This window comes from Shewanella sp. KT0246, from assembly GCF_019654955.1.
GTDB classification, from domain to species: domain Bacteria; phylum Pseudomonadota; class Gammaproteobacteria; order Enterobacterales; family Shewanellaceae; genus Shewanella; species Shewanella goraebulensis.
In genome coordinates, this window is the sequence record NZ_BPEV01000002.1 from 49,519 (window position 1) to 70,482 (window position 20,964).

The 20,964-nt window shown below is 40.4% G+C and carries 19 protein-coding genes; 10 read left to right on the forward strand and 9 right to left on the reverse strand.

The annotated features are described in order from the left end of the window. Nucleotides 1-49: 49 nt before the first annotated feature. A complete protein-coding gene (locus tag K5Q58_RS01290) occupies nt 50-1,765 on the forward strand; it encodes a diguanylate cyclase (RefSeq protein WP_220751780.1) in 1,716 nt (571 codons plus the stop codon). Nucleotides 1,766-1,771: 6 nt separating this feature from the next. Here the strand turns inward: K5Q58_RS01290 and K5Q58_RS01295 are convergent, their stop codons facing one another. After that, on the reverse strand, nt 1,772-2,128 hold the full coding sequence (locus tag K5Q58_RS01295; protein WP_259651194.1) for a winged helix-turn-helix domain-containing protein: 357 nt from the start codon (nt 2,126-2,128) through the stop codon (nt 1,772-1,774). Between the two features lie 148 nt (nt 2,129-2,276). Between K5Q58_RS01295 and K5Q58_RS01300 the strand changes: the two genes are divergently transcribed. Both K5Q58_RS01300 and K5Q58_RS01305 read left to right on the forward strand, forming a co-directional pair. Further along, nucleotides 2,277-3,023: a PH domain-containing protein gene (locus K5Q58_RS01300; protein ID WP_220751782.1), complete on the forward strand. Its 747-nt coding sequence runs from the start codon at nt 2,277-2,279 to the stop codon at nt 3,021-3,023. After that, nucleotides 3,016-4,614, forward strand: coding sequence for a PH domain-containing protein (locus K5Q58_RS01305; RefSeq protein WP_220751784.1), 1,599 nt, complete (start codon nt 3,016-3,018; stop codon nt 4,612-4,614). The genes K5Q58_RS01300 and K5Q58_RS01305 overlap by 8 nt, the downstream gene beginning before the upstream one ends. Nucleotides 4,615-4,889: 275 nt before the next feature. On the opposite strand, the gene K5Q58_RS01310 is transcribed toward K5Q58_RS01305, so the two are convergent. Further along, nucleotides 4,890-5,321 carry a universal stress protein gene (locus K5Q58_RS01310; RefSeq protein ID WP_220751786.1) on the reverse strand — a complete coding sequence of 144 codons (432 nt, stop codon included), beginning with the start codon at nt 5,319-5,321 and terminating at the stop codon, nt 4,890-4,892. Nucleotides 5,322-5,789: 468 nt separating this feature from the next. On the opposite strand from K5Q58_RS01310, the gene K5Q58_RS01315 reads away from it, so the two are divergent. The 4 genes from K5Q58_RS01315 to K5Q58_RS01330 all read left to right on the forward strand — a co-directional run bounded on the left by K5Q58_RS01315 (nt 5,790) and on the right by K5Q58_RS01330 (nt 10,420). Then, nucleotides 5,790-7,214, forward strand: a complete 1,425-nt coding sequence (locus K5Q58_RS01315) for a coniferyl aldehyde dehydrogenase (protein ID WP_220751787.1) — start codon at nt 5,790-5,792, stop codon at nt 7,212-7,214. A gap of 143 nt (nt 7,215-7,357) precedes the next feature. Further along, nucleotides 7,358-8,035, forward strand: coding sequence for a TetR/AcrR family transcriptional regulator (locus K5Q58_RS01320; protein ID WP_259651195.1), 678 nt, complete (start codon nt 7,358-7,360; stop codon nt 8,033-8,035). Nucleotides 8,036-8,152: 117 nt separating this feature from the next. Continuing rightward, nucleotides 8,153-9,247, forward strand: coding sequence for an alkene reductase (locus K5Q58_RS01325; protein WP_220751792.1), 1,095 nt, complete (start codon nt 8,153-8,155; stop codon nt 9,245-9,247). 84 nt (nt 9,248-9,331) lie between these two features. Continuing rightward, complete coding sequence (locus tag K5Q58_RS01330; RefSeq protein ID WP_220751794.1) at nt 9,332-10,420, forward strand: alkene reductase; 1,089 nt, start codon at nt 9,332-9,334, stop codon at nt 10,418-10,420. Nucleotides 10,421-10,568: 148 nt separating this feature from the next. Here the strand turns inward: K5Q58_RS01330 and K5Q58_RS01335 are convergent, their stop codons facing one another. After that, nucleotides 10,569-10,952, reverse strand: coding sequence for an MAPEG family protein (locus K5Q58_RS01335; RefSeq protein WP_220751796.1), 384 nt, complete (start codon nt 10,950-10,952; stop codon nt 10,569-10,571). Nucleotides 10,953-11,484: 532 nt separating this feature from the next. On the opposite strand from K5Q58_RS01335, the gene K5Q58_RS01340 reads away from it, so the two are divergent. The 3 genes from K5Q58_RS01340 to K5Q58_RS01350 all read left to right on the forward strand — a co-directional run bounded on the left by K5Q58_RS01340 (nt 11,485) and on the right by K5Q58_RS01350 (nt 13,924). Beyond that, complete coding sequence (locus tag K5Q58_RS01340; RefSeq protein ID WP_220751798.1) at nt 11,485-11,943, forward strand: hypothetical protein; 459 nt, start codon at nt 11,485-11,487, stop codon at nt 11,941-11,943. Nucleotides 11,944-12,119: 176 nt separating this feature from the next. Beyond that, the gene (locus K5Q58_RS01345) at nt 12,120-13,094 is read left to right on the forward strand and encodes a DUF692 domain-containing protein (RefSeq protein ID WP_220751800.1); all 975 of its coding nucleotides are present in this window, start codon (nt 12,120-12,122) and stop codon (nt 13,092-13,094) included. After that, nucleotides 13,091-13,924 (forward strand): DNA-binding domain-containing protein, encoded by an 834-nt coding sequence (locus K5Q58_RS01350; RefSeq protein ID WP_220751802.1) that lies wholly within the window; start codon nt 13,091-13,093, stop codon nt 13,922-13,924. Before K5Q58_RS01345 ends, K5Q58_RS01350 begins: the two co-directional genes overlap by 4 nt. Before the next feature lie 54 nt (nt 13,925-13,978). Here K5Q58_RS01350 and K5Q58_RS01355 read toward each other — a convergent pair whose 3' ends face one another. The 6 genes from K5Q58_RS01355 to K5Q58_RS01380 form a co-directional block, all read right to left on the reverse strand. Further along, complete coding sequence (locus K5Q58_RS01355; RefSeq protein ID WP_220751804.1) at nt 13,979-14,425, reverse strand: DUF3291 domain-containing protein; 447 nt, start codon at nt 14,423-14,425, stop codon at nt 13,979-13,981. Between the two features lie 8 nt (nt 14,426-14,433). Then, nucleotides 14,434-15,798 (reverse strand): PAS domain-containing sensor histidine kinase, encoded by a 1,365-nt coding sequence (locus tag K5Q58_RS01360; RefSeq protein WP_220751806.1) that lies wholly within the window; start codon nt 15,796-15,798, stop codon nt 14,434-14,436. Nucleotides 15,799-15,847: 49 nt separating this feature from the next. Then, nucleotides 15,848-17,326, reverse strand: a complete 1,479-nt coding sequence (locus tag K5Q58_RS01365; RefSeq protein WP_220751808.1) for a sigma-54 dependent transcriptional regulator — start codon at nt 17,324-17,326, stop codon at nt 15,848-15,850. Between the two features lie 284 nt (nt 17,327-17,610). Continuing rightward, nucleotides 17,611-18,819: an ABC transporter permease gene (locus tag K5Q58_RS01370; protein ID WP_220751810.1), complete on the reverse strand. Its 1,209-nt coding sequence runs from the start codon at nt 18,817-18,819 to the stop codon at nt 17,611-17,613. 22 nt (nt 18,820-18,841) lie between these two features. Next, complete coding sequence (locus K5Q58_RS01375; RefSeq protein WP_220751812.1) at nt 18,842-20,155, reverse strand: ABC transporter permease; 1,314 nt, start codon at nt 20,153-20,155, stop codon at nt 18,842-18,844. A gap of 20 nt (nt 20,156-20,175) precedes the next feature. Beyond that, entirely contained in the window at nt 20,176-20,943 is a 768-nt protein-coding gene (locus K5Q58_RS01380; RefSeq protein WP_220751814.1) for an ABC transporter ATP-binding protein, read from the reverse strand. Nucleotides 20,944-20,964 lie beyond the last annotated feature (21 nt).

Consider the following 20,964-nt stretch of genomic DNA (forward strand, 5'->3'; position numbering starts at 1 on the left):
TATGGATTTACAGCCTTAATAAGATAAATAACGGTATTTTATCGAACTTATGAAATGGATATTGCCACTCGCTGTTAGTTTACTTTTTTGGTTGAGCTGTAATCCAGCTCAGGCAGAAGTGTTGTACGTATCTGAAAAACATCCCGACCCCATTGGATATTCCCTCTTACATTATGTAGAACAAGACAGACTTAATGCTACGCAAGCTTATGAGTTATTAAAAAATGGCCAGTTTACCCCCGTCAACCAAAGCATCAGTAATTACGGAATCAATGCGAATCCCGTTTGGCTTAGTCTAACTATAGACAACGACACCTTAGCGTCCGTTACTAGAATTCTGCATGTTGATAACTTTTGGCTCGATGAAGTCAGCACATTCTGGCTCAAAGAAGGCAAAATAGTCCACTTTGAACACCAAGGCGACTTATCACTTTTCTATCAACAAACCTCTATGCAACCGAGTTTTAATTTTAATTACCTGTATCCACCCGGTAAAACTCACGTGCTTATAAGAGTGCAAACGCCAGACCCTATGGTTATTCCCTTGTACTTATTGGATCAAACAGAAATGGTACAAAAAAGTGTATTTAATCATTATAGCTACGGTTTTCTTTATGGCGCGATAACCGCATTACTAATTTATAACTTCATTCTCTTTTTAGGATTAAGAATCAAAAGTTATTTATTCTATAGCCTATATTTATTCAATTTTTTACTCGTTAATTTTGCCTACAGTGGCCATGGCTTATTATGGTTATGGCCTAACTCACCACTATGGCAACAATGGTCGATCCCACTGCTTATGGTGACTTTTTGTACCAGTGGTATCTTATTCGCCTGCCATTTTTTACGGCTCAAATATCAGCTTCCAACCCTCAACCGCATTTTAAAAAGCTTGTGTGTCATCTTCCCTGCTCTAATGCTATTGGCTGTGTTGCTGCAAGATAGAGTATTAGGATTGATATTAGCTTTCGACCTTATGCTGCTATTTAGCGGTTTGATGATTGTATTAGGCATACTTTCGCTTAACTTTGGCAATATTTCTGCAAGGTTTTTCTTAATTGCTTCTATCTCATCAATGGTAGGTGTCGCAATAACTTGTTTAGCGGTGTGGAATTATATTCCATTTAATCATTTCACTTATCGGGCTGCTGAAGTGGGAGTATTTATTGATGTGCTATTACTGGCTCTTGCATTGACCGAACGATTCAGACGAGTTGAAAACGAAAAAATCATTGCAGAAAAGATGGCCAATATGGATCCGCTCACTCGCCTCAATAATCGCCGTGCTTTTTATCAATTGGTTGAACCTATGTTTACTGAAGAGCGGATTCAAAAGTCTGCTTCTATATTAATGATCGACATAGACCGATTTAAAGGCATTAACGATACTTACGGGCACAATTTTGGCGATGAGGTATTGGTTAAAGTTGGGGCATTAATCAGGGACACTCTTCGAAAAGATGATGTATTAGCCCGCTGGGGCGGTGAGGAATTCATAATTTTCTTACCCCATACACAAGAGCAAGAAGCTAATACTCTAGCAGCAAGACTGTGCGAAAATATTGGCAAGTTACAATTCACTCAAATGCAGCGCAAAGTTACAGTTACTGCCAGTATTGGCATTGTGACCAGCTGCAGTGCCATTAACCAACTGCCCACGCTCATCGAAGTGGCTGACAAACATTTATATCAAGCTAAACGCTCGGGCCGTAACCAGATTTGCGGTGGTCTATCGCCTGATGCCAATAGAGTAACTGGCTAATGAGTGCTAACCCAAGTCAATTTCTAAGTTGCGGTAAATGTCATTAATATTGGATTCAATCCACTGATGATGAATGGGTCCCCAATCTACCAATTGATAATAGCCAGCATTATGTCTTTCTCCGTTTTGTACGAACTTGATCTGAACACCGATATCTAACATGGCAACTAACGTATCTTGAATGGTTCTTCGCGGCATTTTAGTTAATTGATGTAAAGATAATAAATTGTGCTGCTGGTGATGGATTAAATAACACAGCAGCAACTTACGCAAAAAAGCTTTATGCGCTTTAGTGATAGGTTGTGATATCGCAGTATCATTAACGGCTGAATGACTTGAAGATTCCATAGTTACACTTTCCATTTTTACACTTTCCATGCTTAGATATAAACAAAGTAATAGATTGAACATTGATTAGAAAGCACTTTTGGACTTAATTGCTTCTATTAACGGCTTTACTTTCATACAAGAAATTAAGCTTAATGGCTCAATATCGTAATAAGGATAACCAATGACTTCAAAGTCTGATATACCAGGGACATCAACGCCTGAGGTTTCGCAAAACAATAAATCTTTGGGTTCTATTTCTGAAAATGTTGGAACTGAAACGATTAAAAGTGAAACAGATGAAGAAGCTGAACCCACCGAAGTTGACCAACTACAAGTTGATGCCATGCACGCTGAACACATTAGTACACCCAATGAAAAAACCTTGCAAATGAAGCCTCAATGGACACCTTATACTGAGCTATCTTTAACGCCTGTCGATAAAAAATATCCTAAGCAAATAGCCATACAAACAGCTGGTTTAGTGTGCATCGTTATTGCCGCTGTTATGTTTATCATGAACATTAAAGAGCAAGCAGGTTTATTAGTGTCATTAAAAGTATCTTCAGTACTGGGATTGCTTGGTTTTATAGCTGTTTATATTCAATTTAAAGCCGCAAAGAACCTTAGCTACGGTGTACTTGAACATGAAATAATCGTACGAAAAGGCCTATGGTGGATTACAACGACAACATTACCTTTTACTCGACTGCAGCACGTGAGTTTGTCTCAAAACCCACTGCAGAGAAGATTTTCATTGGCAACATTAAAGTGCTTTAGTGCTGGCAGTGGCGCCGCAGAGATTTATCTACCAGGGTTACTTTATACAACAGCTGAACATCTAAGGCAGCACTTGTTAAATAAAGCGACTTCACATCAAACAAAGCAAGTTGTCGATAACGCCACTAGCGGTGATATACAAAATGATTGAACATGATGAGACTCAAGCTTCTGAAATATTAGAAAAAAATCAAAAATTCAGTCAATGGCAATCACTTTCCCCATGGTCAATGCTAAGCTTTAGTTTTGGTACAGCAAAAGCCATTTTATCCAATGGCTATGCCATCATTCCGATAGTATTTGCCGGCTGGAAAAATGGTTTTAATCTACAATTAGGTTTAATTGCAGCCATAATCATGATGACATTGTTAAGTGTGTTTGCATTTATTCAATGGCGAAAATATCGATTTAAACTGAATGAACAGCAGCTTAATATCAAACGTGGCCTGCTGTTTACCCGCAAAGACGAAATCCCATTTAACAAAATCCAGAATATTCGTTTTGAGCAGCCCTTTTATTTTAAACCATTAAAGTTAGGCACTCTGGTCATTGAAACCGCAGGTTCAAAAGATGACGAAGCCCACTTAGCAGCGCTAAATGCTGATGATGCCGAGCTGATTAAGCAACAATTATTACAACTGACAAACACTTCACCTCGGAGCATAAATCCAAATAATGAAGCGAGTTTTAATGATAAACATATTGTTAATATTGATAGCGCTGACACTAATGCTCAGCTAACTTCATCCAAAAATAAGCCTGTAATTAAGCGCAATTTAAAACAATTGATTCAATTTGGTTTTTATCAAAACAATTTAATTTGGTTAGCTGTCATTGCAGGGCCAATTTTAGGGCAAGTTAATTGGGAAGATATAGCTGAAATGCCTCTTATTCAGCAGTTTTGGAACTCGGTAGTAAGCTTTAGTGGTGAAAGTATCGCACTACAAGTCGCCAGTGGAGTACTAATATTCATAACGATTTATTGCTTGTTTTCACTTATATCCATTTTAGCTGCAGTGCTAAAATATTACCCTTACCGCTTAGATAAAAGGCAGCAAACCCTACAACGAAGTGGCGGAGTTATATCCCACCAGCAAGATGCATTAGCGACTAAACGCGTGCAACTATTACATTTTAGCCAACCCGTACTTGCTAGAATCTTTGGCGTTTGGACACTTTACCTTAAACAAGTAAAGGGTCAGGAAGTCGAACAAAAAACGGCACAGCACATGCTAATACCCAGCATAAAAGCAGCTGAAATAGCGCCTGTTTTAGATAAGATACCTGAACTCGCAGGTGGTAGCACAAGTATCCCCAAACGTTACCAAAATATTGCTTTAGCTTGGTTTACTCGTCGTGGGTTTATTGCTTTTCTACCCGCCATAATATTAACAGCAATCGAAGGTATTACCGTTCTAACTGAAATAACGTGGTTAATTGCCTTGGCTGTTATGGGATTAACTTTTTTAAGATATAAGCAATGGGGTTATGTCATCGAAAATGATGTTGTGTGGCAACACTGTGGTTTGTTCAGCCGTAATTGGAAAAGAGTCCCATTTAGCAAAGTGCAGCATGTCTCTATAACTCAAACACTGGCCCAAAAAGAAAAAGGCTTTGCTTACATAACACTGGGGCTTGCAAGTGGTAGCTTAACCTTACCCTACATTAAGCAGCAAGATGCCCACTTTATTGCTGAACAAGCTATGGCTCGGACTAAAATTGATCCAAATAACTGGATTTAACCGACGGTATTCAAATAATTTGTAAAACTGATTTCAATAAGGTGACTGCTCAAAGTTAAGTGCGTGAACAGTGTTCTTTAGCAAAGGTCGTCACAAGAAGTGTTCAAATTTGATAGTCGATAAGCTAACGTCATAAGCAAATGTAATAAGCAAATGTAATAGGCAAATGTAATAGGCAAATGTAGTGCGCATGCTTACAAAGAATGGCTATTGAGCTATCGTGATATCACTGTTGATAGCTCAATCCAATTGAGCATGATTTACTGCTTTGTAGGTTATTTAACAACTAATACTGGGCAATCAGCTTGGTTAGCCACTTCTTCTGCAACATTATCATGTAAAAAATGAGCCAATCCAGTTCTGCCATGGCTGGCAATGACTACCATACCAATATCACCACTGTTCGCTTCTGCAACAATTTCTTCAATAGCATCGCCGCGCCTAATCAAGGTTTCAATTGGAAGTTCTGTTTTCAGCTCTGCTAATAAACTGCGCATTTTATCTGCTGCAGCATCTTCCATACTTTTAGCCAGCTCTTCTGGAGTGATGGCTAAAATCATGTAGTTCTCATCTCCCAAAGGCTGATCGACAACATGTAATATGCGGATCCCAACTTGATATAAATTGGCCATTTCGATGGCATAGCGTAAGGCGTGAGATGCTGTTTCAGAAAAGTCTGTCGGCCATAAAATATTACGTGTACGCATAGTGGTTTCCTCCTGCAGTTTGAAAAACAAATGATTCATCTATTTTATTCAGATAATTCGTTGTTACCGATACTGCTTAACCTTTATCAGGCTAACGGTACTCTTTTTGAATGTACCAACGTTTGCACATACTAAGAGTTAATATACCAAGCTTTTTTTAATTTATGCTTAATAATTACACTGATGACACGATAAAACTATTGTATTGATTTAGTGAATTTATCCCCTAATAACCTACTATAAACTTACTTTCGACTCGCTAATATTCCCCTAATAAAAGTGTAGTGCAAATAGAAAAAATCCTCCTTGATACAGCGCAAACTTTCAAACTACTTGCCATTTACTTAATACTAAGCCATAGTAAACCGACTAATCAGTCGAGTGAATTATAAACCGTTAATTACGAAACTAATCCATTTGCATTTATCTACGAAAATTACCCACTCACAAATAATGCTAGGAGTATTTATGAATATGGCAGTCAATGACAATCAACTAACACCTTTGCAGCAGTTACTTGAATTGCAGCGTAGTGCCTACCTTTCTATGCCCGCTCCTAGCTATCAAACTCGTGTTGATAAGTTAAAAAAGCTTAAACAAGCTTTACTCGACCACAGTGAGCAGTTAGTTACTGCGTTGGCAACTGATTACGGCCACCGTTCAAGTAACGACACCATGATTTCCGATATCATGCCGTGTATTAACAATATTAATTACTCGCTAAAGAATCTGAAGTCTTGGATGAAACCAAATAAGCGACATGCTGGATTGTTACTCGCTCCTTCTTCTGTAACGGTTCACTATCAACCACTAGGTGTTGTCGGCATTATCGTTCCATGGAATTTTCCAGTAATGTTAGCTGTGGGCCCATTGATTACCGCCATTGCTGCGGGGAATCGCGCAATGCTGAAAATGTCAGAATTTACCCCTGCCACTAACCAAGTATTAATTTCTTTATTGGCTGGTATATTTGATCAAAATGAAGTTGCTGTTGTAGAAGGCGAAGCCGATATTGCCGCTCAATTTTCTGCTCTGCCGTTTGACCATTTATTATTTACTGGCTCAACTACCGTAGGTCGTCATGTGATGCGCTCAGCGGCTGACAACCTCACTCCCGTCACCTTAGAACTTGGTGGTAAGTCGCCGGTAGTTATTGCTCCAGACATTGACATTCCAACCGCTGTTGAGCGATTAATTTATGGTAAGTGTTTAAATGCAGGTCAAATCTGCGTTGCACCGGATTACATTTTATGTCCTGAAGATAAAGTCAATGAATTCATTAGTGAATATAAAAAACGCTTCAACAAAATGTACCCTGACTTTGCCAGCAATCCTGATTACGGTAATGTCATCAATGAACGTCAATACTCGCGTTTATTAGCCGTAATAGAAGATGCAAAACAAAAAGGTGCTGACATTCACCCTGCTGCTGATTACGAAATTGACGCTAATATTCGTAAACTACCGACTCAACTTATCACCGCAACAAGCGATGATATGACTGTTATGCAAGAAGAAATATTTGGCCCATTATTGCCTATCATTAGTTACCAAAATATCGACAAAGCCATTGGTTACATTAATGAAAATGAACGCCCATTAGCGCTTTATATCATGAGTTTCGACAGTGCCACTCAGCAACGCATTATTCAACATACTCATTCTGGCGGTGTTTGTATCAACGAAACCGTATTCCATGTTGCTGCCGATGATGCACCATTTGGTGGTATTGGTCCTTCTGGAATGGGACATTATCATGGCAAAGAAGGCTTCTTGACCTTTAGCCATGCTAAAACAGTACTAAAAAGCGGAAAGTTCAATTCAGGCATATTTGTGCATCCGCCATATGGTACAAAAATCCAAGCACTACTAATGAAGATGTTTTTGCGATAAGCCTCTATCAAGCTAGATGAGCCATTTAATCGATTGATATCTGGCTCAACAGCTCAAAATTGTGGAGAATACTATTCTAAATAGACTTCTTCTGACTCTTGAGCACTTCAAACATAATAAATAGGTAACCAATGGAAAATTCAGTGAAGTTGGCCAAAACTGACAAAAAACAGGCGATTTTAGATGCCGCATTAATTCTTTTTGTTGAACAAGGTTTCCATGGAACTTCAACTGCCTCTATCGCTAGAAAGTCTGGCGTAGCCACAGGTACTTTATTTCATCACTTTCCGACTAAAGAAGCTTTATTGAATCACCTCTTCGTAGCCGTCAAGCAAGAATTTGCTGACTCAATTACGTCATCTATGGCAAAATTATCTGCTGACGAAGTAGCTATTCAGCTGAACGACGACACCATTACAGGCTCTACAGAGTTAAATCCAAGTCAGTCACTGTCTGCTGATGTCAACAATGCTGCAACGCTTAAACATAGCGCTAATAGTTTGTGGCAACATGCCATCGACTGGGCATTACTTTACCCTATAAAACAGCGATTTTTCTTACAGTTTTCACTGTCATCTGAGATCGACGCTGAAATCCGCTCCCAAGCCATGAGCAGCATTTTACATTTTATTATTGAGCTTATTGCCAAAGGCCAGCAGCTTAATATTATTGCCAACTTCCCTTTAGCCTTAATGTTAGAAAATTGCCACGGTCAATACCTTGCCGCAATTCGATATTTCACTGACAACCCCCAATGGGGTCATGATAAAACTCATCGTGACGCGAGTTTTGAAATGTTTTGGCGTTCAATGAAGATATAAGTCTAAATCAACAGCATTTTTGTGATTTTAACAAAAGTTATTTGTAATAATTGTAGTTTTTGAACGTTAGCTTTCCCGTTAAGATGATTTCAATTCGCAAATCATTGAGGAAATATCATGACTGCTGCACTTTTTAATCCTATTCAACTTGGCCAACTCACTTTGGCTAACCGTATCGTAATGCCGCCAATGACCCGCTCACGTGCCAGTCAACCAGATGATAGCGCCAACGATATGATGGCCACTTATTATGCTCAGCGAAGTACTGCAGGGCTAATTATCGGCGAAGGTACTCAAGTTTCAGCCATGGGTAAAGGTTATGCTTGGACCCCTGGCATTTATTCAGATAACCAACTCACAGGCTGGAGAAAAGTTACTTCTGCCGTCCATGCAAATAATGGGGTCATGTTTGCGCAACTTTGGCATGTAGGCCGCGTCACGCACCCAGAGAATATTAATGGCCAACAACCCATATCATCATCAGCAATCAAAGCCGAGAACGTTAAAGTCTTCATAGATGATGGCGAGAATGGCCCAGGTTTTGTTGATGTAGTAAAACCACGGGAAATGACTAAAGCCGATATTCAACAAGTCGTTGAGCAATTTAGGCAAGCTGCACTCAATGCCATTAAAGCAGGTTTCGATGGCATTGAATTACATGCCGCCAACGGTTACCTGATTAATCAGTTTATTGATTCTGAATCAAATCTTCGTGCGGATGAATACGGTGGCTCACTTACTAATCGTTTACGCTTTTTAGACCAAGTGATTGGCGCAATGGTTGAAGCAATTGGCGCAGATAAAATTGGCGTACGTTTAGCGCCATTAACGACCCTAAACGGCACTGTCGATGCAACGCCTGAGTTAACCTATACCGCAGCCGCAAGCTTATTAAATAAGCACAATATTGCTTATATCCATATTGCTGAAGCTGACTGGGATGATGCTCCTGTTATGAGTGTGGAGTTTAAACAAGCATTAAGAGCAGCTTTTAAAGGAGTCTTAATTTATGCCGGTAAATACACCAGCCAAAGAGCGGTTGATGCAATCGAGTCAGGGCTCGCCGATATGATCGCTTTTGGGCGCCCTTTCGTAGCAAACCCAGACTTACCAGCGCGAATTAAGCTTGGCCAACCATGGGCTCCCCATAACCCTGAAACATTATTTGGCGGTGGTGAAAAGGGCTTAACGGATTACCCAGTTTTTTCATAATTAAGCATCTCAAATCAATATTTTTATTTTTGTGTTCAATATGGCTTTTAAAGCAAAGTGAGCTCAGCAAAAGCAGGAAGTAATATGTTATTTTCAAAATTTCCATTGGCAGGTGGCACACTTGCTAATCGCATCATCATGGCACCAATGACCCGTTCTCGCACCTCGCAGCCTGGTGATGTTCCAAATGACCTAATGGCGACCTATTATCAACAGCGCGCCACAGCAGGACTTATTATTGCTGAAGGTACACCTATTTCGGCTGTTGCACGTGGTTACTCATTAACACCTGGAATATACAGCAAAGCTCACATTGAAGGCTGGAAGAAAACCACTGAAGCAGTACACCAACAAGGCGGTAAAATCTTCTTACAGCTATGGCATGTTGGCAGACGTTCACATACTGATATTGCAGGTGAACAACCTGTTGCACCTTCAGCGATTAAGCAACCCGATCAAGTATACGGCCCATTAGCAGAAGGCGGATTCGGTATGGTTGAAACCTCAATCCCTCGCGCCATGACCACCGAAGATATTCAACAAACCACCGCTGATTTTGTTCAAGCGGCGCTTAATGCAATTGAAGCAGGATTTGATGGAGTAGAACTCCATGGTGCTCATGGTTATTTACTGGACCAATTTATGCGAAGTGCCAGTAATCAACGCCTTGATAACTATGGCGGTAGTCAACAAAATAGATTACGTTTTCCACTTGAAGTGATTAAAGCTGTGAATGATGCCATTGGTGCAGACAAAGTCGCGATTCGCTTATCACCACTTGTCGGTGAAGGGTTTAAAGAAACCGACAGCGATATTATTGAACTCACTGAACTGTTATTAAAGCAACTTGCACCGATGAGTCTTGCTTATGTGCATTTTTCAGAAAATATTGGCGAATACACTGAAGCCACAGATAGCTTTAGACAAAAAATCCGCCAGATATATCCAAACCCGATCATGGTGGCTGGCAAGTTAACTAAACAAAGTGCACAAACCATACTTGATAAAGGTTATGCAGACTTAGTTGCGTTTGGAACGCCCTATGTCAGTAACCCTGATTTAGTGCGAAGATTTAAGCACAATATAGAACTCACTGAGTTTGATGCTGACGCAAGATTAACCTTATATGGCGGCGACGAAACAGGTTATACCGATTACCCAGCAGCCAACTAGATTGTCATAGAGCATCAGACATAAAAACGGCAACAAAAAAGCGCTTACTGTGAGTATCCACAATAAGCGCTTTTTATATATAAAACGTATATTTACTCGCTAAAAAGCTCACTTAAAAGTAGGCTTTAATGCTGGCTCAAATATTAGCTCAAAAAGCTTGAAAGAAAATACCGAAGGCGCTAAAAATACCTACAAACCAAGAAAGCGAACGCATGGTCGCGCTCCCTTTTAGGTAAAGTAAATGATAACTCACTCTGGCAATAATATGCACAATCGCCAAGGTAGAAACTAACGAAGAGACCTTGTCTGTGGCGATTACAGCTAAACAGCTAATGCCAAAAATAATCAAAGATTCGAACGCATTTTGATGACCTGCTAAAGCCCTTGCACCAAAGCCAGTTAATTGCGCTTGCTGAGTTCGAGGGTGAGCATTGTCATAACCGCCCAGCTTCGCCATTGCCACAGCCACTGGCCCTTTAGCTAAATAAGGTAATAACATTGCGATGAATAAACAAATGAGTAGAGTTTGCATTGATGCTTCCCAGCTTGCAGAGGACAATTAGCCGACAGTAAATCATCTTTTAATGATATTAAAAAGCACTTTTATCGCTCAGCCTCTTAAAGATCAATTCAATTTTTAGCCTATATCTCAGTAAGCCCCAACCTTTTACCATTCAATAAATAGCATTTTATCTGAGAGTTTCACTCCAATATTAAAGTATATTTCAGCTAATTCCATTTGCCATAAACTTGTTTTAAATCAGCTATAAAGCACAGCTTTTTACAGTAAGACGATTAACATACCGCTAACTTTAAGTAACTATTTTGAAATATCTCACCAAGGGCCACGGTCAATATAGGTACCTGCTATTAAAACAGATAACCGCGGATAGTATCTATTAATCAGTAGGAGCAAGTTAAGCATGGCATAGAAATGTCTACTTACTCACTAATTGAGCTTACAACTTATTTGAACGTAACTGTCTAATCAAAACCTTCAAATTTAAGCAAGTAAGTACGGAACTATTACTCAAAAATCATCAAGTGATTTTCAAGGAATTAACATGAATACGAAAGCACAAACGGCACTTTCAGGTGCAGCACTTGCGATGGCAATGGCGGGGTTATCAGGTCAAGCAGTCGCTGGAGAATCCAACACCGCGCCTTTAGCCGCAGGTGAAACTGACTTAGTCCACTGTTATGACGTTAATGTTTGTAAAGGCCATAACGATTGCGGTACAGCAGATAATGCCTGTAAGGGCCAAGCAAGTTGTGAAGGTACCGGCTTTGTTGCTATGCCTTCAAAAGCCTGTGGTGACGTAGGCGGTAAAGTTAAAGATGATTGGGTAGGCAAAATAACTAAAGCAGATTTGGTCCATTGTTATGGAGTGAACGTATGTAAAGGTCACAACGATTGTAAAGGTGCAGACCACGCTTGTGGTGGAATGGCAAGTTGTAAAGGTTCAGGTTTTGTCAGTACTACAGCAAAATCTTGCGCTGATATCGGTGGTAAAACGGGCTAACGTTCAAGCCTAAACAGCGTTTACAGATAATCGACAACACGAGTTGTAACAATGGCTTGGTAAGATTCATCTCCTTATTACCAAGCCGTTTATTTTGCTTAAATTCATTCGATAACAAACATTTCAACAGCTGTCTTCCACCAGTATGAAGGTTTGTATTAACCTAAGGAAAGCCCATGTCAGACTCAAAGATTACTCAAGACTTTATTGGTTTTGGCTTGGGGCTACGTACCGACCATTTTGAATATATCTTGCAGCATCAACCTGCTATTGACTGGTTTGAGGTGCTTTCTGAAAATTATTTAGTTGCAGGTGGTAAACCCCGTTATTATCTAGAAGCCATAGCTGAACAATACCCTGTTGTGATGCATGGGGTTTCTATGTCAATTGGTAGCACGGACCCATTAGACATGGATTACTTAAAGTCACTTAAAACACTCAGTAATAACATAAATCCTAAATGGATTTCAGATCATATTTGCTGGACTTCGATACACGGGGTTAACAGTCACGATTTATTACCGCTGCCATATACAGAAGAAACCGTTAAGCATGTCGCTGAGCGTGTGAAAGTAGCCCAAGATGTACTTGGTCGCAGACTATTACTTGAAAATGTATCCAGTTACCTTTCATATAAAGACTCCACTATGGATGAATGGGAGTTTTTATCGCAAGTTGCCGAAGAGGCTGATTGCCTCATCTTGTTAGATATTAATAATATTTATGTTAGCGCGCGCAACCACTTCTTTAATCCACTAGATTACTTAAACAAGATTGACCCACGTCGAGTACAGCAGTTTCACTTAGCGGGTCACTCAGATTATGGTGAATACGTGATTGATACCCACGACCATGATGTGCCACCTAGTGTGTGGACCTTATATCAAGCAGCCCTTGAACGCTTTGGCCCCGTGAGCACTATGATTGAACGGGATGCCAACATTCCTGACTTTCCGGTGTTATATCAAGAGTTATTAGAAGCGCAAAATATTGCTGAAATAACCTTACCAGGCCATCCCGACCTTGAACGCTCAATATTGACGCCTATGACACAGTCAAAAGCTCAGCCACTTATTAGCGAATCTGTTTCAAGTCGTCAATCAATTATTCAAACTCATCATCAGTTACCCACTAAAAAGGTTGCGGTATGAGTCAACTGAAGCAGATTCAACAAGAGTTCATGCAATATCTTTTAGCTGACGCTAATGCCAACAAAAGTGCGGATTCTAGTGTAATAACGAGCGATCGTCGTTTTGTCGATATTAGATCACGAGTGTCTGAACAAAGTGGCATCTCAGCCGAACATCGTTTACAGATTTATGCTAATGCCTATCGAATTCGTCTTAAAGAAACCATGGAAACAGACCATCAAATTCTCGGCTTATATTTAGGTGATGAATTATTTGATAAATTAGCTGCTGAGTACCTTGATGCTCATCCTTCATCGGCAAAGTCGCTGCGGAGGTTTGGCGATAACTTAGCCGGATTTTTACTTAACGATAAATTTTTTAGTCAATATCCAATATTGGCTGATTTAGCACAGTTTGAGCGACTTTTATTAGCTGCATTTGATGCTGCGGAGTCATCACGCGCAGAGTTCAGTACATTGCAAAATTTACCACCTGAGAACTGGCCTAACTGCTGTCTACGCTTCCACCCCAGCCTGCAATTGTTTAGCTGTAAAAGTAATGCAGTTGAAAGTTGGCAAGCATTAAAGGCTGAGACTTCCCCTGACGCACCTTATTATCAGCAGCAAAAATATTGGATGCTATGGCGTAATGAAGAAAGGCTCACTCAATTTGAATCCTTAAATCACAGCCAATATGTGTTGTTAACAGGGTTTATTGAAGGCAATAACTTTGCCGAGCAATGTGAGTTAATGCTCGAATGGTATGATGAACAAACCGCACCTATGATGGTGCTGCAAACATTACAATCTTGGTTTGCTAAAGGTATTATTCGTGAGTTAGTTATTTCTTAGTGCTTATCGTTAGATGCTAGTGCAAAAGTTAGTTTTAACTATAACAATAAAAAATTAGGTTAAATCGTTTTCAGTAAAGTTACTTTTAAACGTAAAAGCGTATGCCGAGTCACCATTTTCTCTTAAGTGTAATAACCTCTCTTTTGCTTCTTTAATATCTGGGATATGTCCTTCTGCAACCCACCACAAAACATAGCTGTCTTCTGATAAGCGCTCAAACCACTCGTTTTTTCGGCGCATAAAGTCACGGTGATGGGTGCGAAACATAAAATTTTTTAAGGCTTCAACATTATCCCAAACTGACATATTTACAATCAGGCTTGGGGCATCAAATGCTTGGATTTGAGTGGCGTCGCCAGACTCATCTTTTAGGCGCCAAACAAAGCCAGCACTGATTTCAGCGATCCCGTTAACCTCATCCAGATTATCAACAAAGTCTTTCATTTCTGGAGTATCTAAGGCAAATTTACACTTTGCGATATTCAGTTGTGCCAGTTGCATCTTATTCCTTATTCCTTCGGTAACCATAGCTTAACGCTAAGCCCGCCTTCCGTTCGGTTCTGCATGGTAATATGGCCACCATGAGCTTCAACAATTTCTCGACACAAAGGTAAACCAATGCCGGTGCCAGATTGTTTCGTCGAGTAAAACGGCAATAATGCTTGGGATAATACTTCACTAGACATACCGCTGCCGTTATCTTCAACAGTAATAATAATCCCTTCTGCTGGATGTTTTATCTCTTGTATCAGTAAACTGACCTTATCTCTATCAGCACCTGACTCATGGGCATTTTTCAATAAATTAATTAATACTTGTTCAAGCTGAACACCATCTAATTCAATGGCCAATGTCGGTAACTTTGACAACAGATCAAAAGGATATTGAGCAGCTAATTGCTCAATAAAATTATCCCAATTTATTAATGCTTTGCGAGGTAAAGGCAGTTTGGCAAATTCGGCATAATGAGAAATAAATTGGCTTAAATGCGCGGTGCGATTTTCAATGGTATCGAATATCAACGCCAACTTATCGTTCTCTAGATTTTTGGTTAATACTCTCCCTGAGTTAACCATAGAGGCGATTGGCGCCACTGAGTTGTTCAACTCATGGCTGATAATGCGAATGACCTTTTTCCATACAGCCACTTCTTGGCGGTTAAGTTCTTTAGTCAGTTGCTTGAGTAGAATTAAATGATGTTGCTGATTGTTCTGACTGAATTTCCCCCGCGAAATATGCCAGGTTTCAATATCGTCATTATTGATATCATCATTATTACTATCGTCAGACGTCTCAGAAGCTGAGTCAGCATTAATTGAAAACAGCCCTTCATGCTCACTGTCTAAAGCTTGTCTGAGTGCACGAGGTAATTCTGCAATTAACTCCGCTAGCAACATGCCTTCAATTCGGACACCTTGGTTAAATAAATGCCTTGCAGCATCATTGGCATAAATAATTCGTTGCTGATCATCCACCAGCAACATGATGTTTGGCGAGTTTTGAATGACTTTATCTAACATCAACTCTCGCTGATAAATGAACTGTCGTTCATTACGTAGTTTTTCGGATGCTTGGTTATACAAGTCAGCAATTGAATCTAATTGTGGCTCACCATAGCCATGCAAAGACACACTAAATTCATTATCTTTAAAGTTGAGCAAGCCTACTTCTAATGCACTTAAACTGTCACTTAAAGTACTAGTCAGTCGCATACTGATTAAGAAACAAATACCTGCACTGACCACAATGGCGAGCCATAATTGCTCTGGCCCAAATGAAAACCAAATACCCCAACCACATAGTCCGCTGACAGCAAGGCTTAACAGATTACCAAGCACTAACTTACTACGTAGTGGAAGCGTTTTTCTCATCATTGATATTCACTTTTATCGGTGTTATTTGAGTCGACGTTTATTTAGCGTGCTATTTGCTCGAAATGCCATATTTATCCATACGGCGATACAATGCTTGGCGGCTTAAGCCTAACGACTTTGCCACTCTAGCAATGACCCCATTATGAGTCACTAATGCTTGCTCAATATCCTGTTTATCGGGCTCAACCATGGCAGCTCTGTTAGTTTCAGTAGCTTCGTTTTTAACTGCGCTTGCTGTACTTGAAGTCACTTTATTTGAAGTCACTTTATTTGAAGTCACTTTATTTGAAGTCAAAGGCATCGCAGAATAGGGAGTAGGAGCTACTGTTCCCGCAGAATTCAGCCCTTGTTCTGCAGTCTGTAATAAGCCCAAATCTGTCATGGTCAAAACGGCATTCGTTGTTAATAACACTGCTCTTTTACAAACATTTTCAAGCTCGCGAACATTACCTGACCAAGCATGAGTCAGCAGCGCTTGTTGCGCAGGCTTATCAAAACTAAAGCCTTCGCCGACAAAGTGCTGCGCCAAAGGCAAAATGTCATCAACGCGTTGATTAAGTGGTGCTAATGGCAATTCAATGACGTTGAGACGGTAAAATAAATCCTCTCTAAAATGACCTTTGGCAATATCATCGGCTAAGTCCGCATTAGTCGCGCTTATTACTCGCACATTCACTTTACGGGTTTGATGACTCCCAAGTCGTTCAAACTCACCGGTTTGCAACACTCGCAGTAACTTTACTTGGCCAGATAATGGCAAGTTGCCAATTTCATCTAAAAATAATGTGCCACCATCAGCAGCTTCAAAACGGCCTATGCGCACTTTATTTGCGCCAGTAAACGCGCCAGCCTCAGCGCCAAATAATTCGGCTTCCAGTAAGTCCATTGGCAAGGCGCCAATATTCACTTTGATAAACGGTTTCTTGTTCAATAACGAGTTAGCTTGGACAATATCGGCAATTTTATCTTTGCCGGCACCATTAGGACCGGTGATCATGACTGATACATCAGACTTGGCGACTTGTAGGGCTAAATCAATACAGCGCTGCATCGCACCGCTTCCAAATACCATGCCACATAAATCGGCATCATTAATCGCACTCATGCGATCAGAGTCCATTCGGGTAAGCTGATTATTTTGCTTAGAAAGGTGATAAATAGATAGCAGGTTATTGATACTGGTGAGTAACTTAGCATCATCCCATGGTTTACCCATGTAATCAGCTGCGCCAGCTTTAACTAACTCAACTGCCGTTTCTAATTGGGTCCACGCCGTCATCAGAATGATTGGTAAATTCGGCTGCTGCTGACGCAAGGTATAAAACAGTTGCTTGCCCTCTTCGCCTGATGTCGTATCGCGGGTGAAGTTCATATCTTGAATAACAAGGCTAATATCGTGTTTTGAGACAATATCTAACGCTTGTTCAGGCGTTTCACAGCTCAATGCTCGATAACCATGGATATCTAGCATCAGCGTCAGTGCACTACATATAGCATGGTTGTCATCAACCACTAAAATACTATCCATGTGTATTATTTTTTCTCTCTTTATATAGGGTTTATACCCTAGGTTTATGTATTAGGGTAATGTTATCTGGGTAACGTTACTGTAAAACGGCTAGATTTACGAGTTGCGATGATTATTTACAGTAATTTCAGTGGCAGATAATCTGTTAACTAACACGACAGATAAAACCTAATTTAGCAATTAAATATATTACTATAAATTAAATACTTACCAATGAAAGCCTGTAACTTGTAACATGCTTTCATCGGCTGATTTATATCATATCGTGATTTTAAAACTGCTTGTTATACACTGCGTGTCGCCATTGCTGGTGATATTTTTGCGGCTTTCATCGCAGGCATAATCACAGCTAGGGTAGTCACCACTAACAAACCTACAATAGCAGCTATTGGATACGTTATTGGCAACATAGGTAGGCTATATAAGCTCATCAATTGTTGGCCTAATTGCAATGACAGTAAGCCTCCAATCAGTCCACCAACGATACAAATGAGATAGTTTTCTACCATAAAGTAATGAACGATATCACGCTTCTTAGCACCCAACGCACGGCGAGTACCAATCTGTTTAGTGCGGCGTTGAATATTAAACATCACCATACCAGTCAGTCCTAATGCCGTTATTAATAGTAATAAAATTACCATCATGCTTAATAATGTCGCCATTAAACGATGGTTGCTGTACGACTCTTTTTTCATATCAAGCAATGACGAGAATCCATCAATCACCCGATTTGGGTTTTCTGCATGGAACGCCTTTACAATCGCTTCTTCCAATGCCGGAATATGCTCAGGTAACGCGCGAACCATGTAGGTTTTATTTTTTAAACCACCACCAAAATCAATATTTTGAATCACACTGTATTCAAAGTTTTCATGATTCACCCAAGCACCTTGAAGTTTTTCTATCACGCCAATAATTTCAATGGTTTGCTTGCCTTGATACATGGTTTTACCCACGGGTGACTCATCCCCCCAAAACGCTTTAGCTAAGGGTTGTGACACCATCGCCACCATGCCGCTTTGATCTAACTGGGTATTAATTTCTTCAGGGCGAAAGTTGCGCCCTTCTATTAACTTCGCGCCCATTACATTCAGTAAATGCTCATTGCCTAAATACAATGCAAAACCAGGCATGCTCTCAGCTATTTCTTCATCTGCATTATCAACATAACGGTCCATCCAACCACTGCCGCTCAGTGGCATCATATTAGTTGAACTGGCATGAATCACGTTCGGTAAACCGCGCAGTATTTGTTGGTCAATGATATTTTGCTGAATGTTGTCGATCGCAGGGTCAAAATTATAAACATTAAAGCTCAATATCTGCTCTTCCATTAAGCCCGAACTTCGCTGCATCATGGTTAAACGTTCATGAATAATAAAGCTCGCATTCGCCACTATGGCAACCGATAAAATAATCTGCAGTAGCAATAATATTGGGGCACTTTTGCTGCGCATTAAACTCGATAAAATAGGTTTGATATGTAACATGTCGAATTCCTTTCTTTAGTCGTTATTGCGCTTTTAAATACACACTGGGTTTAGTGCGGCACACGACCCAAGCAGGATAAATACCCGCAATAATAGCCGTCGAAATAGCAATTAAAGGCGTAATAAACCACATACTTGCATCAAGTCCAGTCACGCTTTGCTTCATACTAAACTCTGCATGCAGTATCGATAGCGCTCCCCAAGCCCACAGTAGTCCAACAATGCCTCCAATAAAGCCGATAATCCCAACTTCGACCATGTATTGGCTGAATATTTGTGCACGACTTGCGCCAATGGCGCGGCGAACCCCAACTTCTGGAGCACGTTTTAAGAACTTAGTCAGCAGTAAACCGAGAATATTCACCAAACATACACTCAAGAACAGCACACTGAGGCCAACTAAAATTTTGTTATCTCTTGGCACCACATCGTTATTTTCAAGCCATAGCGCAACATCGCTAATTTGAGCTGATTCTTGTGGTGACTTAGCTGTATCGGTGTAGCGCCCAAAACTTCTTTGCTCTTCTACATAACGCCCTAGCCAGCTCTGTAATTGTGATTTCTGCTCTGGGGTTTCAAGGAAAGTCCAAAACTGAATCCAGGTCTTTTCCGAATTTAAGCGATCTTGATGTGTCAGCATCGGCTCAAACTTCCAGCCACTGGTGTTGCCCCATACATCAAACTCTTCTTGCTCAGTCAGCGAAAAAGGAATAAAAATCTCTTCTGCATCATTGAATGCGCCATTAAGCGGGTCGTAATATTTAGGCTGCGGATTCCAATCTTTGATCACACCCACCACCTGATAAGGCTTGCGGTTGAGGTAAATAGTTTTACCCACACTATTTTGACCGTCAAAAAAAGTTTGATTAAGCTTCTCACCAATCACCACCTGATATGCGGGGTGGCTATCAACGCTTTTCCCCCAGCGATCACCATATAAAAATGGCACTTCAAAAATGGTGAAAAAATCTCTATCTGTGACACGTACGCTTTCTAAAACAGGTTCGATATCCTGATTATCAGATTGCATTGCAAGCCCTGTACGATATGAGGCTGCTTTCACCGACAGTTCATTGTTATTACGAAGATTCACCACATCCTTGTAGGTAATATTTGACTGGTATTCATCCCAAGTATCTAACCCTTGGCTCCACAACTGGATTGAATTGATCTGATCACTTCGCTCCTCAGCGGGGTTATAAGACATGGTTTTATAGACATTCAAAGTGGTAATCGTAATGCCGATACCAATTGAAATCGCTAATACCATAAGCATGGATAACATGGGGGTTTTCTTGATGCTGCGCCAAGCAAGATCGCAATAATATAAAAACATAAGCTTATCTCCTACTTGTGTTATCCGTTGCTGCTGGCAACTTTTTGCAAATCAGCCACTTGTTGTAAGTCGGTGGCTTGTTTTAAATCAGATACAAGCGTTTGGTCTGCTTTTTGATACATCGAGAAGTCACACACTTGACCATCGACAATTTGAATATTGCGTTGAGCACGACGCGCAAGTTCAGCATCATGGGTTACCATGATGATGGTGGTTCCCGTTTGGTTAATATTCTCTAATAACTCCATGACTTGGCGCGCCATTAGGCTGTCTAAATTACCCGTTGGCTCATCGGCTAATAAAAATCGCGGCTCACCCGCTAAAGCTCTAGCAATCGCAACGCGCTGCTGTTGACCACCTGATAATTGTGACGGTAAATGCTTCATCCTTGCAGCTAAACCGACTTGCTCTAATGCTGACTCCACACGGCGATTACGCTCTGCCCGATTAAAACCGCGATAACGTAATGGCACTTCAACATTCTCAGCGAGGTTTAAATCAGGAATAAGATTAAACCCTTGAAAGATGAAGCCGATTTTTTCATTTCTAACTTTCGCGCTATGATTATCACTAAGGTTTGAAACGTTGACGCCATCAAGACTAAACTCGCCTGAAGTAAATCCTTCAAGTAAACCAGCAATGTTCAAAAAGGTCGTTTTACCTGAACCAGATGGCCCTGTAACTGCCACAAACTCGCCCTCTTCAACTTCAAGATTAAAATCACGTAGCGCATGAGTTTCTACTAAGTCCGTTTTAAATACTTTGCTAATATTCTTCATTGATAACATGAGTCTGTCCTTGTCTTATTG

What these genes read in the sequence shown, in the direction of transcription:
- K5Q58_RS01355 (WP_220751804.1), bottom strand. Translation starts at nt 14,425, where the DNA reads ATGCAACTGGCACAACTGAATATCGCAAAGTGTAAATTTGCCTTAGAT.
- K5Q58_RS01305 (WP_220751784.1), top strand. Translation starts at nt 3,016, where the DNA reads ATGATTGAACATGATGAGACTCAAGCTTCTGAAATATTAGAAAAAAAT.
- K5Q58_RS01345 (WP_220751800.1), top strand. Translation starts at nt 12,120, where the DNA reads ATGTCAGACTCAAAGATTACTCAAGACTTTATTGGTTTTGGCTTGGGG.
- K5Q58_RS01335 (WP_220751796.1), bottom strand. Translation starts at nt 10,952, where the DNA reads ATGCAAACTCTACTCATTTGTTTATTCATCGCAATGTTATTACCTTAT.
- K5Q58_RS01295 (WP_259651194.1), bottom strand. Translation starts at nt 2,128, where the DNA reads ATGGAAAGTGTAACTATGGAATCTTCAAGTCATTCAGCCGTTAATGAT.
- K5Q58_RS01315 (WP_220751787.1), top strand. Translation starts at nt 5,790, where the DNA reads ATGAATATGGCAGTCAATGACAATCAACTAACACCTTTGCAGCAGTTA.
- K5Q58_RS01350 (WP_220751802.1), top strand. Translation starts at nt 13,091, where the DNA reads ATGAGTCAACTGAAGCAGATTCAACAAGAGTTCATGCAATATCTTTTA.
- K5Q58_RS01340 (WP_220751798.1), top strand. Translation starts at nt 11,485, where the DNA reads ATGAATACGAAAGCACAAACGGCACTTTCAGGTGCAGCACTTGCGATG.
- K5Q58_RS01310 (WP_220751786.1), bottom strand. Translation starts at nt 5,321, where the DNA reads ATGCGTACACGTAATATTTTATGGCCGACAGACTTTTCTGAAACAGCA.
- K5Q58_RS01300 (WP_220751782.1), top strand. Translation starts at nt 2,277, where the DNA reads ATGACTTCAAAGTCTGATATACCAGGGACATCAACGCCTGAGGTTTCG.
- K5Q58_RS01325 (WP_220751792.1), top strand. Translation starts at nt 8,153, where the DNA reads ATGACTGCTGCACTTTTTAATCCTATTCAACTTGGCCAACTCACTTTG.
- K5Q58_RS01360 (WP_220751806.1), bottom strand. Translation starts at nt 15,798, where the DNA reads ATGATGAGAAAAACGCTTCCACTACGTAGTAAGTTAGTGCTTGGTAAT.
- K5Q58_RS01375 (WP_220751812.1), bottom strand. Translation starts at nt 20,155, where the DNA reads ATGTTTTTATATTATTGCGATCTTGCTTGGCGCAGCATCAAGAAAACC.
- K5Q58_RS01290 (WP_220751780.1), top strand. Translation starts at nt 50, where the DNA reads ATGAAATGGATATTGCCACTCGCTGTTAGTTTACTTTTTTGGTTGAGC.
- K5Q58_RS01370 (WP_220751810.1), bottom strand. Translation starts at nt 18,819, where the DNA reads ATGTTACATATCAAACCTATTTTATCGAGTTTAATGCGCAGCAAAAGT.
- K5Q58_RS01365 (WP_220751808.1), bottom strand. Translation starts at nt 17,326, where the DNA reads ATGGATAGTATTTTAGTGGTTGATGACAACCATGCTATATGTAGTGCA.
- K5Q58_RS01380 (WP_220751814.1), bottom strand. Translation starts at nt 20,943, where the DNA reads ATGTTATCAATGAAGAATATTAGCAAAGTATTTAAAACGGACTTAGTA.
- K5Q58_RS01330 (WP_220751794.1), top strand. Translation starts at nt 9,332, where the DNA reads ATGTTATTTTCAAAATTTCCATTGGCAGGTGGCACACTTGCTAATCGC.